13 protein-coding genes, 1 tRNA gene and 1 rRNA gene are annotated in these 12,248 nt (G+C 71.7%); 6 read left to right on the top strand and 9 right to left on the bottom strand.

Annotated features, from left to right (window positions below):
* Window positions 1-233: 233 nt before the first annotated feature.
* Window positions 234-605, bottom strand: coding sequence for a hypothetical protein (locus HF526_RS21855; protein ID WP_169383415.1), 372 nt, complete (start codon window positions 603-605; stop codon window positions 234-236).
* 453 nt (window positions 606-1,058) lie between these two features.
* Between HF526_RS21855 and HF526_RS21850 the strand changes: the two genes are divergently transcribed.
* Window positions 1,059-1,262 carry a cold-shock protein gene (locus tag HF526_RS21850; RefSeq protein ID WP_169383414.1) on the top strand — a complete coding sequence of 68 codons (204 nt, stop codon included), beginning with the start codon at window positions 1,059-1,061 and terminating at the stop codon, window positions 1,260-1,262.
* A 651-nt stretch (window positions 1,263-1,913) separates the two neighbouring features.
* Here the strand turns inward: HF526_RS21850 and HF526_RS21845 are convergent.
* The 3 genes from HF526_RS21845 to HF526_RS21835 form a co-directional block, all read right to left on the bottom strand.
* Window positions 1,914-2,327, bottom strand: coding sequence for a PIN domain-containing protein (locus HF526_RS21845; protein ID WP_169383413.1), 414 nt, complete (start codon window positions 2,325-2,327; stop codon window positions 1,914-1,916).
* Window positions 2,324-2,560: a type II toxin-antitoxin system Phd/YefM family antitoxin gene (locus HF526_RS21840; RefSeq protein WP_211177622.1), complete on the bottom strand. Its 237-nt coding sequence runs from the start codon at window positions 2,558-2,560 to the stop codon at window positions 2,324-2,326. The genes HF526_RS21845 and HF526_RS21840 overlap by 4 nt, the downstream gene beginning before the upstream one ends.
* A 168-nt stretch (window positions 2,561-2,728) precedes the next feature.
* Window positions 2,729-3,028 (bottom strand): leucine zipper domain-containing protein, encoded by a 300-nt coding sequence (locus tag HF526_RS21835; protein ID WP_211177621.1) that lies wholly within the window; start codon window positions 3,026-3,028, stop codon window positions 2,729-2,731.
* A gap of 143 nt (window positions 3,029-3,171) precedes the next feature.
* Here HF526_RS21835 and HF526_RS21830 point away from each other — a divergent pair, with 143 nt between their 5' ends.
* Window positions 3,172-4,425, top strand: coding sequence for an amidohydrolase family protein (locus tag HF526_RS21830; RefSeq protein WP_211177620.1), 1,254 nt, complete (start codon window positions 3,172-3,174; stop codon window positions 4,423-4,425).
* An 86-nt stretch (window positions 4,426-4,511) separates the two neighbouring features.
* Here HF526_RS21830 and HF526_RS21825 read toward each other — a convergent pair whose 3' ends face one another.
* Window positions 4,512-4,982 (bottom strand): NUDIX domain-containing protein, encoded by a 471-nt coding sequence (locus HF526_RS21825; protein ID WP_169383412.1) that lies wholly within the window; start codon window positions 4,980-4,982, stop codon window positions 4,512-4,514.
* 12 nt (window positions 4,983-4,994) lie between these two features.
* The gene (locus HF526_RS21820; protein ID WP_211177619.1) at window positions 4,995-5,585 is read right to left on the bottom strand and encodes an XRE family transcriptional regulator; all 591 of its coding nucleotides are present in this window, start codon (window positions 5,583-5,585) and stop codon (window positions 4,995-4,997) included.
* Here HF526_RS21820 and HF526_RS34690 point away from each other — a divergent pair.
* Window positions 5,574-5,777, top strand: a complete 204-nt coding sequence (locus HF526_RS34690) for a site-specific integrase (RefSeq protein ID WP_239028989.1) — start codon at window positions 5,574-5,576, stop codon at window positions 5,775-5,777. The genes HF526_RS21820 and HF526_RS34690 overlap by 12 nt on opposite strands.
* 66 nt (window positions 5,778-5,843) lie before the next feature.
* Here the strand turns inward: HF526_RS34690 and HF526_RS21815 are convergent.
* Window positions 5,844-5,917 (bottom strand) — tRNA-Arg (locus HF526_RS21815).
* A gap of 80 nt (window positions 5,918-5,997) precedes the next feature.
* Window positions 5,998-7,803 carry an N-6 DNA methylase gene (locus HF526_RS21810; protein WP_169383411.1) on the bottom strand — a complete coding sequence of 602 codons (1,806 nt, stop codon included), beginning with the start codon at window positions 7,801-7,803 and terminating at the stop codon, window positions 5,998-6,000.
* A 66-nt stretch (window positions 7,804-7,869) separates the two neighbouring features.
* On the opposite strand from HF526_RS21810, the gene HF526_RS21805 reads away from it, so the two are divergent.
* Window positions 7,870-8,664 (top strand): PP2C family protein-serine/threonine phosphatase, encoded by a 795-nt coding sequence (locus tag HF526_RS21805; RefSeq protein ID WP_169383410.1) that lies wholly within the window; start codon window positions 7,870-7,872, stop codon window positions 8,662-8,664.
* 82 nt (window positions 8,665-8,746) lie between these two features.
* Here HF526_RS21805 and HF526_RS21800 read toward each other — a convergent pair whose 3' ends face one another.
* Window positions 8,747-9,463 (bottom strand): methyltransferase domain-containing protein, encoded by a 717-nt coding sequence (locus HF526_RS21800; protein WP_169383409.1) that lies wholly within the window; start codon window positions 9,461-9,463, stop codon window positions 8,747-8,749.
* Window positions 9,464-9,540: 77 nt separating this feature from the next.
* Here HF526_RS21800 and HF526_RS21795 point away from each other — a divergent pair, with 77 nt between their 5' ends.
* Together HF526_RS21795 and HF526_RS21790 are read left to right on the top strand one after the other, a co-directional pair.
* The gene (locus tag HF526_RS21795) at window positions 9,541-11,778 is read left to right on the top strand and encodes a bifunctional copper resistance protein CopD/cytochrome c oxidase assembly protein (RefSeq protein WP_169383408.1); all 2,238 of its coding nucleotides are present in this window, start codon (window positions 9,541-9,543) and stop codon (window positions 11,776-11,778) included.
* Window positions 11,779-12,151: 373 nt separating this feature from the next.
* Window positions 12,152-12,248, top strand: a 16S ribosomal RNA gene (locus HF526_RS21790); the annotation flags it as partial.

Raw genomic sequence — 12,248 nt, 5'->3', positions numbered from 1 at the left:
TGGCCGAGGTTTCGTACTGCCCGCGCCTCTGATCCTCGCAGACGTTATCGGCTGCGGTCCCTGTACATGCGCGCGCTCGTGCCCGACCTGCCGTTCGTGCCCGTCGAGATCCGGGGAGATCGCCCGGGCTCACCGGCCGATCGAGAGGCGTGGCAGCTGAGTGCCCGTTCAGTCGACGGCACCGGGCCGCTGCGGCGTCCAGCCCGCGTCGCTGCACGCCGTCGCAGGTCCGGTCATCGCCGAGACCGCGGTGACGCGGCCGAACCCTCGTCGCCGAGCACCAACGACACGCGCCGCGCCGCATCGGCGATCCCGGCGTGACTCGTCGCCGCGTGCTCGTCGAGCTGCGCGACGAGGCCGTTGCGCTCGTCGGCCGGCAGCGCCACACCGCGTGTCTGGTGATTCCGCACCGCCTCCGCGAGCACGCGGCACGCCGCGTCGGCGTCGCGGTCCCCGCCGGCCGCCGCGGTGAGCGCCGGCTCACGGAACAGCTTCCACGCGCCCCGGCCGTCGGCGACGCCGACGGTGACAAGGACGCCGACGGTGACAAGCATGAGCACGAGCAGCGCCGGGAGGCTCATGCCCTGCCGCGAGTTGTTGTGCACGCCTGTCCCCATCCCTGGTGGTGGGAGTCGACGTCGCTGCGGGCCCGCCGGCAGGGGCTGCCGGCGGCCCCGCGTCGGTGAGAACGATGCGCCAATCGGCATAATGACGAAAAGTCCGGTATCGACTGCTAGGACCGACATGGCCGCGTACTGTGGAGCGACAGCAGATTGACCGTCCGGCGGCGCCACGAAGACGGCAGTGGTGGGGAGCTCCGGGTGATCGGAGGACCGCCGGGGCAGGGCAGGGCGGCCGCGTTGGCGACGCTTCGGGAACAGGCCGGGACGCGCTGTGGTTGTATACGGCTGGTCGTTCAGTTTCGGTGTTCGTGTAATGCGCGCCCGCGGAACAAGTTGGTGTACGAGGGCCGGCGTCACAGAGACGCCGGGCAGCGCCACCAGAGTCGGCCGGGTCCCGCACGGTGCGGGCCCCAACCACCTGCGAGGAGCAGATGCATGGCACAGGGAACTGTGAAGTGGTTCAACGGCGAGAAGGGCTTCGGCTTCATCTCCGTCGACGGGGGCGGCGCTGACGTCTTCGTGCACTACTCGGAGATCGACGCGAGCGGCTTCCGCAGCCTCGATGAGGGGCAGCGCGTGGAGTTCGAGATCGGCCAGGGCAACAAGGGCCCGCAGGCCACCGGAGTCCGCGTCATCTGATCCACGCTGCTCAACCAGGAGCCCGCTTCCGCACCGGAGGCGGGCTCCTGCCATGTCCGGGACAACGGCGCGGTATCGGCGCCGAGGTAGCCGCGCCGGCCAACCAGTCGGCCTGGTGGCGCAGACCGTGGGTCGTGCCGAGGATGTCGCGGCTGCTCGTCGACACCTCCGTATGGCTCGATCTGGCCAAGGCGGCGACGTCAGACGGTATGGAGATCCGGGCTGGGGCCTCGCTCACATGTGAACGTGGGTTGCCGCCAGGAGTGGGTCTTGGCCGATCACGACCCCGCACCGACCGACCCGAGCGGGTGGGCCGTCGCTGTGGCCGGCCTGCGGGGCGATGACCGCGAGCAGCTTTTCACCGACGGCGCGGGGGTGAGCTGCGCGCCGACCCGCCGCCGGGCAGCACGACTCGACGAGGCGGTGACCCAGCGGATCGGAGATCTTGGCCAGCCGAGCTCCACGTGCCGAGCTGACCGCCTTCGTCGCGATGTGGGCAGGGCCTGAAGCCGAGCCCCGAGAACCTGCAGCCGTCCGCATCTGTCGCAACCGTGACCTCAGCACCAACGAGCTGCGGGCGCGGGGGTCCTGGCGCGCTACCGCCGGCGAACGCCTGAGGCATAACTCCGGCGCCTGCCGCCGCGGATCGGCTCAGTCGGGGACCGGAACGAGAACGACCGTCAGCCCGTCGATGCCCGCGAAGTCATTCGGATTGCTGGTGTGCACGGGCAGGTCGCGGGCGAGCGCTACCGCGGCGATCATCGCGTCGTACGCCCGGGCCTGGGGCTTGCGCCCGCTCTGGCGCAGCGCGGCAGCCACCCTGGCGAACGCCCGTGCCGCCGCGGGGTCGAAGGGCAGTGGGTCGAAGTCCGCCTCGGCCTGCTGCAGGACCGCCTGTCGGGCGGCGCGCTCCTGTTGCGAGGTGGCCACCAGCGGGCCCACGGACAGCTCCGCGAGCGTGATGGTCGAGATCAGCGGCACGTCGGGCAGCGCTGCGGCATCGGTCAGGCGGGGGAGATTGATCACCGTGCTGGTGTCCAGGAGCCCCGCCGCTGAAGCGGTCACAGCGACGGGTCCAGCGCTGCGTCCACGTCTGCGCGGAAGGCCTGTGCGTCTACCGCCGGGACGGAACGCCACCGCGCCAGCAGCGTGTTCGCGGTGACCCGCGGGCGCGGCAGTGGCCGTAGCTCCCCGACCGGCACCCCGGCCCGGGTCACGGTCAGCGTCTCACCATGCTCGACCCGGTCCATCACTTCCCCGCCGTGGTTGCGGAGATCGCGGATCGTGACCTCGTCCATGGGCCCGAACGTATCACGCGTGAGACGCTTGGGTCGTCACTGCTCGCGGTGTCCGCGCCGTTCTCGCCGACGAAGCCAAGCAGGTACCGAGTGGCAGCAGACGTCCTCCCGATGGCCGCAGCGGCCAGGCGAGACACCCGGACCACAACGATGTCCCCCTGCAGCACCTCACCGGACGCCGGCTGCGCGCGACCGCCGCGGCAACCGGCTGATCACCGCGACGTTGCCCCGCTGTTCGATCCGGTCCTTCACCTGCACCGGGGTGCGGTTCGGGCTGTGCTGCGGGCGGCTGGAGCGCTCGTGCAGGCCGGTTTCACCCTCGACACACCAGCGGGCATACCAGCTCGAGAGGCACTGCGGGGAGATCGTGGCCTCCGCGGCCACGTGCGCGATCGGGCGGCCGCGATCGACACGCTCACACAGACGCCGTCTGCCTTCCACGGTCAGCGGGGCATTACGGTGCGGCACGAGGACCTCCAGGGCCGGTGGTGTGGTCGCCTTCAGCAGCTCCACACCTCGCCTGGAGGTCCTCCCTATTGCAAGATCATCCGATCCGGCGTGTCCCGATCCGCGTCACCAACCTCCGCGAGTGGGACAGCTAGCCGACCCCCTTGACCGAGACCTCGGAGGCCCCGCTCGTGGACACCCTGATCAGTGCCGACCGGCTGCTGACCGGACCGGCCGGACAGCAGCTCACCGACGCCGCGGTGCTGGTCCGTGGCGATCGGATCGTCGCGGTCGGAGGGCGCGACGAGCTGCGTCAGCAGGCCCGAGCGGGCAGCGACGAGCAGCACCACTCCGACGCCACCCTGCTGCCCGGGTTGATCAACACCCACCTGCACCTGGTCGCCGACGCCAGCCGCGACCCCTTCGGCGCCTTCCGGACCAGCACTCCGGAGGCGGTATTCGAGGCGATGGCCGACCGCGCGCTGCAGGCTCTCGACGCCGGGGTCACCACCATCCGGGACCTCGGCGACGGACACGGCCTCGCCTTCGCCCTGCGCAACGAGATCGCCTCCGGGACCCGGCCCGGCCCGCGGATCCTGGCGGCCGGAACACCGCTGACCCCGCCCGACGGGCACTGCTGGTTCCTCGGCGGTGTGGTCGAGGGCCCCGACGCCATCCGCGCCCGCATCCGCGAGCTCGCAGACGCCGGGGCCGACGTCATCAAGGTCATGGCCGGGGGCGGGCAGACGACCCCCGGCGGCGCGTCGCCGTGGGAGTCCCAGTTCACCCTCGACGAGCTACGCCTGATCGTCGCGGAGGCCGGCGCGGTCGGGCTGCCCGTGGCCGCGCACGCCCACGGCACCCAGACCATCACCGACTGCGTCGCGGCCGGCGTTCGGACGATCGAGCATTGCGGCTGGAGAGGCGGGTCGGGCAAGCCTGATCGCCGCGACGACGTCGCCCGCCGGATGGCCGCCGCCGGGATCTACGCTGGCGACACCACCCCACCCAACTGGCCCGCGTTCGCCGCGCGGATCCCCTTCCCACCCGGGCACCGCCTGGGCGATCAGCTGCCCTGGATGGACTCCCTCGGAGTCCCGATCATCATCGGGACCGACTCCGGCATGCCCGGGGCGGTGTTCAACGACTTCGTCAGCGCCCTGGAGATGTACACCGAGCTCGGCTTCCCCAACGACCGGATCCTGCAGTTCGCCACCGCGAACGCCGCCGACGCCCTCGGCCTGTCTGCCGTCACCGGGTGCCTTGCCGCCGGCCTGGCCGCCGATCTGCTCGTTGTCGACGGCGACCCGCTCACCGACCTCCAAACCCTGCGCCGCCCCCGGCTCGTGATGGCCCGGGGCCGGATCCACCACAGCAGCGCGCAGCAGAGCGAGGAGGAGACCACCGCCGATGTCTGACATCCTCGCATGGCCCTGAGCGTGGAGCGCCTACTCGGCACAGTGACCCGAGCGGAGCGGTGGATCGAGGAAGTCGGGCTGACCGGTCAGGTGTAGTACGGCTCCGCGCGGTCGGCGAACCCGTGATCGATGCGCAGGCGGATGGACGGGTGGATGTCCAGCTCGTCGAGCTGCTTGCGCTCCACCCATCGGACCTCGGACGACTCGTCGCTCGTGCGGGGCTCGCCGGACACCGGGCGGGCGCGGAAGCAGATGGAGAACTCCTGGCGGACCTCGCCGTCGTCGTAGGCCATGACATGGGCGGGATTGGAGTAGATGCCGATCAAGCCGGTGACCTCGACGGTGATGCCGGTTTCCTCGATGACCTCGCGGACGACGGTCTGGGTCATGGTCTCGCCGAGTTCGTGGCGGCCGCCGGGGAGGGCGTGCCGGTTGTTGTCGGTGCGGCGGATCATCAGTAGCCGGCCGGCGTCGTCGAGGACGAACGCGGACACGGCGATGACGATGCTGTTCGGTTTCGGCGCGTCAGGGTCCTGGTAGTAGTCGGTCCGGGCCACGGAGCCGATCGTTCACCATGTCGCGGGCTTCGACAGCGTCCAGACGTCGACGAAGCTCTTCGCGTAGGTGTCGAACAGGTCGCCGGCGCCGAGTTTGCGCAGGTGCAGCGCGGGGGCGTGGGCGCCCGGGACGCCGTAGACGTGGGTGTTGACGATCATCTGGTCGTCGTAGCGGAAGATCGAGTTGTAGAGCGTGGTCTTGTGGAACCGGAACTCGATGCCCGGGGTGCCGAGCAGCGGCTTGTAGGCGGCGAGTCCGTACTTGATGCGGACGGCGAGCACGCTCTTGCCGAGCTGCTCCTCCTCGCTGCGCAGTGACACCGCGCGGCTGGCCGGGTCGCCGAAGTTGATCCGCACGGTGACCCCGGCGCCGGCCTTCTCGGCCAGGGTGCGGATGAAGTCGGGCCGCTCGACGAGGAACTGGCTGGCGTGGACCAGGACGTCGATCCGGTCCGTTGCGGCGGCGAGCAGCTGGTCCCACAGGTCGAGCGGGACCGCGGTGCGGTGCGGGTACACCCCGATGATCTCCGACGCGGCGATCATCGCCTGCCGCTCTGGCGGGACGGCGGCCGGCCACAGGTAGGACTCGGGTTGGCCGAGCATCGTGGCGAGAGCGTTGCGGCCTTCCGGCATCTCGTCGCGACGCGGCTCGACGCGGCTGGTCTGTCGGCCTGTGAGATCGCCGACTACCTCGGCCACGAGCGGGTCTCTCTGACGCAGGACGTCTACATGGCCCGGCGAGTGGCCGGCGCCGCCGCATCCGCCGCTCTCGACCGCTTCGCGCCCGGGGCGTAAACGGCAGGCATTCGGTAGATGGATCTTGAGTGTGATCGCTGGTCAGCGCTGTGACCAGCGGGTTAGTGCCCCCGGCAGGATTCGAACCTGCGACCTAGAGATTAGAAGGCTCTTGCTCTATCCAGCTGAGCTACGAGGGCGGGCCGCGCTCGGCGGTTCAGCTGAACCGCCGATCGGAAGGGTAGCGTCCGCCCCGAAACGCGGTCTGGCGGCCGCTGCACTACGCGAGTTCGTGCCGCTCCTCAGCCCGTCCCGCTGGACCGAGCCAGCCGTCCACCAGCCCGTCGAGCCCGAGCCGGACGAGCTTCTCGCCCTGCTCAGCGGCATCGCGGGCCGCGTCGGAAAGATCCAGCAGCTCGCGGAACGCCTGGCCGTAGGCCCGTTGCTCGGTCAACGGCAGCCGCGGCACCCGCGTACGGCGCAGGTCGAACCGGCTGGAGCCGCGGGTGTCCGGGTCGACCGAGCGCAGGACCCCGGCGAGGAACTCCGCATCGAGGTGTCCGGGATCGACCCGGTAGACGCTCAGTCCGGGTCCGAGGACCGCTCCGGTGACCGCCACGCGAGCGCAGCCCGCCGGCGACGCGACGACGTCGCCGGGCTCCACCCGGACCAGGCCGGCCGCCGGCGAGGTCCGTCCCGACGGGGGCCGGCCGTCGAGGAGATCCCCGGTGGTCAGCACGGGCAGCTCCCCGCCGTCGACGGTCGTCCGGGTGGGCGAGTGCCGCACGGTCAGCAGCCCGGCGCTGGTCAGCTCGCCGATCGTGGCCGTCGGCAGGCTGCGGCGTTCGGAGAAGGTCGTGAGTTCGGGTGGCACCACCTGCCGGGCGCGGAACCGTTCCACCGCGGCGGCGTACCCCCGTGCCGGATCGGGCTCGCCGCCGCGGGGGGCGTGCCGCCCGGGGCTGAGGTCCACCTCGTCGTCAAGCAGATCGACGATCGGCACCCCGCAGTCGGCGGCGAGCTCGCGCACCACGTCGTCGGGGGTGCCGTGGATGTCGCGAAGCACGATCCGGGACGGGGGCCGTTCGCCGGGTTCCGGGCGCTGCAGCAGCCACAGATCGGAGTCCGGGGTCACCGCCAGTACCGCACGCAGCGCGCCGCCGCGCAGCAGGTTCGCCCGCACCCGGCGCCCGGGTCTGCGGCTCGCCGCCGCTGCCGGCATCCGGATGACCACGCGGCCGCCGGGCCGCACGTGCGCGAGGCAGTGCTGCACCCACGCGAGCTCCGGCTCGCCCCGCGGCGGCAGCCCGTAGGTCCATCGGGGGTCACCGGCCAGCTCGGAGCGGCCCCACCCCCGGTCGCCGACCGGTGGGTCGCAGACGACGGCGTCCACGTCGACGCCGGCGAACCCGTTGTCCCGCAGGGAATCGCCGGCCACGACGGTCGCCGGGACCCCCTGCAGTCGCAGCCGGGCCGCCGCGATCAGCGCGCTGCCGTCGTTGGCGTCCTGGCCCATGGTCCGCGCCGCACCGGCGGCCAGCAGCAGGCTGCCCGTGCCGCACGCGGGATCGAGCACGGTGCTGCCCTCCGCATCGGCCAGCCGCACCGTGAGCCTGACGAGATCGGGGGGTGTCGTCGACAGCTGGCGGGAGTGCGCCTCCAGGTAGCGCTCATGGAGCAACTCGAAGGCCGCTGCGTACCCATGCTGACGGGCGAGTTCCTCGACCAGTTCGACGAAGTCGGGGTCGGCCCGTTCGTCGACGCCGGGAAGTATCGGGTTGTCGTCGCCGTCGCGCAGCCGTACCAGCAGGGCTCCTGCCCGAGCAACGACGTGCCCGAGGCCGAGGTCGCCGCCCTCCGCGCGCAGCCGCTGCCAGACCCGCTCGACCACGGAGACGTCGTAGGTCTTGCCGTTGCGGCGGAGCCAGTCCTCGACGTCACGCAGGGAGAACCGCGGGCTGGACGCCGTGCCGCCGACCGGCTGCGGGAAATCGGGATGGCGTCGACGCCAGTTGCTCACCGCGGCGCGCCCCACGCCGCCGAGACGCGCGATGTCTCCCGCGTTCACGGTGGTGTCCTGGGCCACGCCTGGAACGATAATTCACGGGCCTAGTGCTTGTGAAGTGAGTACACAGTGGTCATACTGCACGGCATGGCGCTGGGTCTGCGGTCCGCGATCGGGTCGGATGTCGGTCGGATGCGCGCGGCGAATCAGGACTCGGGTGCAGCGAGCGCTCGACTCCTCGCCGTCGCGGACGGCATGGGCGGCCACGCCCACGGCGAGGTGGCCAGCGCCCTCACCATCGCCGCCTTCGCCGATCTCGACGACCGGCTTCCGGCCGACCTGCACGACGTCGACCTATCGGCCGCGCTGGCGGGGGCGCTTGCCGACGCCGCGCGCCGACTGGGCGAGCGGGCCGGACGCGACCCGGGGCTGCGCGGGATGGGCACCACCGCGATCGCGGTCCTGCTCGACGACAACCGCCTCGGCATGCTCCACATCGGGGACTCGCGCATCTACCTGCTGCGCGGCGGCGTGCTCGAGCAGGTCACCAGAGACCACACCGTCGTCCAGGCGCTTGTCGACGAGGGCCGGATCACGGCCGAGGAGGCGACGACACACCCGCGCCGCTCGGTGCTGCTGCGCGCGTTGCAGGCCGGGCACGAACCCGAGCCCGACCTGTGCGAGCGCGCGGCGATCGTGGGGGACCGTTATCTGCTCTGTTCGGACGGGGTGACAGCCGTGTTGAACGATGCGGCCGTGCACGAGGCGCTCGCTGCGGACGCGGATCCCGCCGCCGTGGTGCAGCGGCTGATCGCGCTGGCCAACCAGGGTGGCGGGCCGGACAACATCACCTGCGTGGTCGCCGACGTCGTCGAGGCACCGGAGCCCGAGCAGGGTCGGGTCCTCGTCGGGGCCGCGGCCGACATCGCGGTGGCGGGCTGACGGGCCGGACGGTCGTCGCGCTCTGCTGAGCAGCAGCCCGCGGCGGCGGGCGATGACACCGAGCCGCCAAAGGGGGCGCCGCTCAGCGGCGGGCCACGAGACGACGCAACGGCACGGGCACGACACGCCCCGGGCCGGCGCTTCCGGCCAGCCGGGCGGTCAGCGCGCGCCGGGTGCCGGGGCTCGCCCGTGGCGACCAGACACCGGCGGTGTGCAGGTCCGCGACCACCTGGGCCGCGCTCGCCGCGTCGGGTACCGGAATCTGGAACGACCCCCGGTCGTCCCCGAGCACGGCGAAATCGGCGGCGGCGAGCAGCCAGCTCGCATGATCCAGCCCGGACCGGTTGGGCCAGCCGTCACGCCGCGCGGCCCGCAGCAGGCCGACGTCCTGGAGGTCGGCCCACGACCGCAGGGTGGCCGACGGCACCAGTGCCACCAGAGTGCCGCCCGGGCGCAGCACCCGGCGGATCTCCGCGAACACGGCGTCGAGGTTCTCGAGCAGGGGCAGCAGGAGGGTGAGACACACCGCATCGACCGCGCAGGCCCGCAGCGGCACGGCATCGGCGGTGCCCCGAAGCCATGCGCCGTCGCGGGGCGGGACCGGCCCCACATCGAGGCCGAGCCAGCGCCCCGGCGCAAGCTCGCCGGCGAGAGCCCCGATCCCGCACCGCAGGTCGAGTGCCCGCTCCGCCTGGCGGATCGGCGCCGCGATCCATGGCAGCGGGGTTCCACCCCGGCCGTCCGTGGCCGTCTGTAGCAACCGCTGCACCGCGGCCGGCCGGCCGGGATCTTCGAGCACGTCGGCAGTGTTGCAGCCGGGGCGATGCACGACGGCCCCGCAGCCACGGGTGCCGCAACGGGCTTAGCCTGAGCGCCATGGGGCAGATCACCGCCGCACGGCCGGCCGAGACGCGACCGCCGTCCGGGGTCGCCGGGCTCATCGGACTCGGGGCGGCGATCGCAGTCCTGGTGGCCGCCGGGCTGACAGCGCTCTCCGGTGCCAGACCGGCCACCACCCTCGGGCTCCCCGACCCGGGCACGCTGACCACCGCCGGACTCCCCGCCGTCCGCGCGCTGGCCGAGGTGAGCATGGTGCTCACCATCGGATTGCTGCTGCTGGCGGCGTTCCTGGTGGCACCTCAGCGTTCCGGCTATCTCGATGTCGCCGGATATCGGGCGATCCGGGCGGCCTCGTTCACAGCGGCGCTCTGGGCCACGACGGCGTTGCTACTGATACCGCTCAATGTGGCCGATGCTCTGGGGCGCCCCGTGGAGGACGTGCTGGACCTCGGACTGCTGATCGACCTGACGCCCAAACTGTCCGCCGCCACGGCCTGGACCCTGACGGCGCTGATCGCGCTGCTGGTGCTGGTCGGATGCCGGATGGTGCTCAGCTGGGGATGGACCGTGGCGGTCTTCGGTCTGGCCCTGGCCGGCCCGCTCCCGGTGGCACTCACCGGACATTCCGCCGGTGGCGGCGCGCACGATGTGGCCACCGACAGCCTGATGTTGCACGTGCTGGCCGCCTCGCTGTGGGTCGGCGGCCTGGTTGCAGTGATCGCGCTGGCCGCCCACCGGCGGGCCGCAGGCCAGGAGGGTGCGCTGGCGACAGCCGTTCCCCGGTTCTCCCGGCTGGCCCTGGTGTGCTGGCTCGTGCTTGCGGTGACCGGCGTGGTGAACGCACTGGTCCGGGTCCCGCTGCGGGACCTGGTGGGCAGCAGCTACGGCTGGCTGGTGCTGGGCAAAGTGACCGCACTGCTGGTGCTCGGGGCCCTGGGCGCCGCGCACCGACGCCGATCGGTCGCGGCCGCCGCGCGGGGTAAGCCCTCGGCGCTGCTGCGGCTGGGCGGTATCGAGGTGCTGATCATGATGGGCACCATCGGCCTGGCCGTCGCGCTGGGACGCAGCGCCCCGCCGGCCACCGGGGCACCGCCGCCGTCGGTGACCGAGGCGCTCATCGGGTACGACCTCAGCGGACCGCCCACGCCGGCGCGGCTGGCCTCCGACTGGCGCTTCAACATGATCTACGGCTCGCTGGCCGTCGTGGCGGCCCTGCTCTATCTCGCCGGGGCGCGCCGGCTGCGCCGTCGCGGCGACACCTGGCCGCGGGGACGCACCGTGGCCTGGCTCAGTGGCTGTGTCGCGCTCCTGCTCGCGACGAGTTCGGGGATCGGCCGGTACGCCCCGGCCATGTTCAGCGTGCACATGGCCGGACACATGATGCTGTCGATGCTGGTCCCGATCCTGCTCGTGCTCGGGGCGCCGGCGACCCTCGCATTGCGCGCGTTGCCGCCCGCCGGGCGGTCGGCACCACCCGGGCCGCGTGAGTGGCTGCTCGCCGCCGTGCACTCACCGCTCGCCCGCTGGCTGACACACCCGCTGGTGGCGCTGCCGCTGTTCGTCGGGAGCTACTACGCGCTCTACTTCTCGAACCTGTTCGCCACGGCGCTGAACCAGCACTGGGCCCACGTCGCGATGAACGCCCACTTCCTGCTCGTCGGAACGCTGTTCTTCTGGCCGCTGATCGGGGTGGACCCGGCCCCGCGCCGGCTACCACCTGCCGCTCGCCTGGGGATCGTGTTCGCGTCCGTGCCGTTCCACGCCTTCTTCGGGGTGGCCCTCATGAGCTCGAGCACCGTGATCGGCGGGGACTTCTACCGCAGCTTGGCCCTGCCCTGGGTTCCTGATCCGCTGCAGGACCAGCAGCTCGGAGGCGGCCTGACCTGGGCTTCCGGCGAAGTGCCGCTGCTCCTCGTGGTCATCGTGCTGCTGGTCCAGTGGTCCCGCCTCGATGAGCGGTCGGCCCGGCGCGATGATCGCCGAGCCGACGCCGACGGTGACATGGAGCTGAAGGCCTACAACGCGATGTTGCACCGTCTGGCGACGGGAACCGGTACGTCTACCGCGAACGAAGAAATTTCGGAAGAACTTGTCGGAGCGACCTCCCGCGACGAACGCCCCGGCCCGGCCGCCCCGGCCCCGGCCGATGCGGCCGCGGCGCGGAGCGTTCCCGCAGGTCAGTCGACATCCCCTGGTGCTGCGACGGCGTCGCAAGCCCTGGAACCCGGTCGACCGCTCGTCGCAGGCGGCGACGGGCGTGACACATCGCCGTAACCTGATCTGAGGCTATTTTTGCAGGTCAGGAGCCTGCAAGGGGGGCGATTTGACGCACCCCGGAGGCGGCGCGTAACTTTCTCCTCGTCAGCGAGACGCCGGACAGAACGGGCCCTGGAGCCCGGTCAACAGGCCCGCTGACCGCCCCCCGCAGTACCCCCCGGGAACCGGCAGGTTTCGGTGGGTGTACGGTGGGGAAACAACGGAAACACAGCCCCGGCTCGGTCCGCGAGGATCGTCATGGTGTGCGGGTGTCTTTTGAGAACTCAACAGTGTGTCGAGCTTGTTTATGAATTGGTTTTTGTGCCAGTTTGTTGTGCGCGTGCTGCTGCGGGCCCCGTCTCGTGGTGGTGCGTGTTGTTGGAGCCAGTTTTTGTTGGAGAGTTTGATCCTGGCTCAGGACGAACGCTGGCGGCGTGCTTAACACATGCAAGTCGAGCGGTAAGGCCTCTTCGGGGGTACACGAGCGG

Source organism: Pseudonocardia acidicola, assembly GCF_012911935.1.
In the GTDB taxonomy this organism is placed as follows: domain Bacteria; phylum Actinomycetota; class Actinomycetes; order Mycobacteriales; family Pseudonocardiaceae; genus Pseudonocardia; species Pseudonocardia acidicola.
This window is presented reverse-complemented; position numbering and strand designations above follow the sequence as displayed.

Excerpts from the sequence above, each read along its gene's own strand:
- HF526_RS21795 (WP_169383408.1), top strand. The coding sequence starts at position 9,541 with ATGGGGCAGATCACCGCCGCACGGCCGGCCGAGACGCGACCGCCGTCC.
- HF526_RS21820 (WP_211177619.1), bottom strand. The coding sequence starts at position 5,585 with ATGCTCGGCCAACCCGAGTCCTACCTGTGGCCGGCCGCCGTCCCGCCA.
- HF526_RS21850 (WP_169383414.1), top strand. The coding sequence starts at position 1,059 with ATGGCACAGGGAACTGTGAAGTGGTTCAACGGCGAGAAGGGCTTCGGC.
- HF526_RS21805 (WP_169383410.1), top strand. The coding sequence starts at position 7,870 with ATGGCGCTGGGTCTGCGGTCCGCGATCGGGTCGGATGTCGGTCGGATG.
- HF526_RS21840 (WP_211177622.1), bottom strand. The coding sequence starts at position 2,560 with ATGGACGAGGTCACGATCCGCGATCTCCGCAACCACGGCGGGGAAGTG.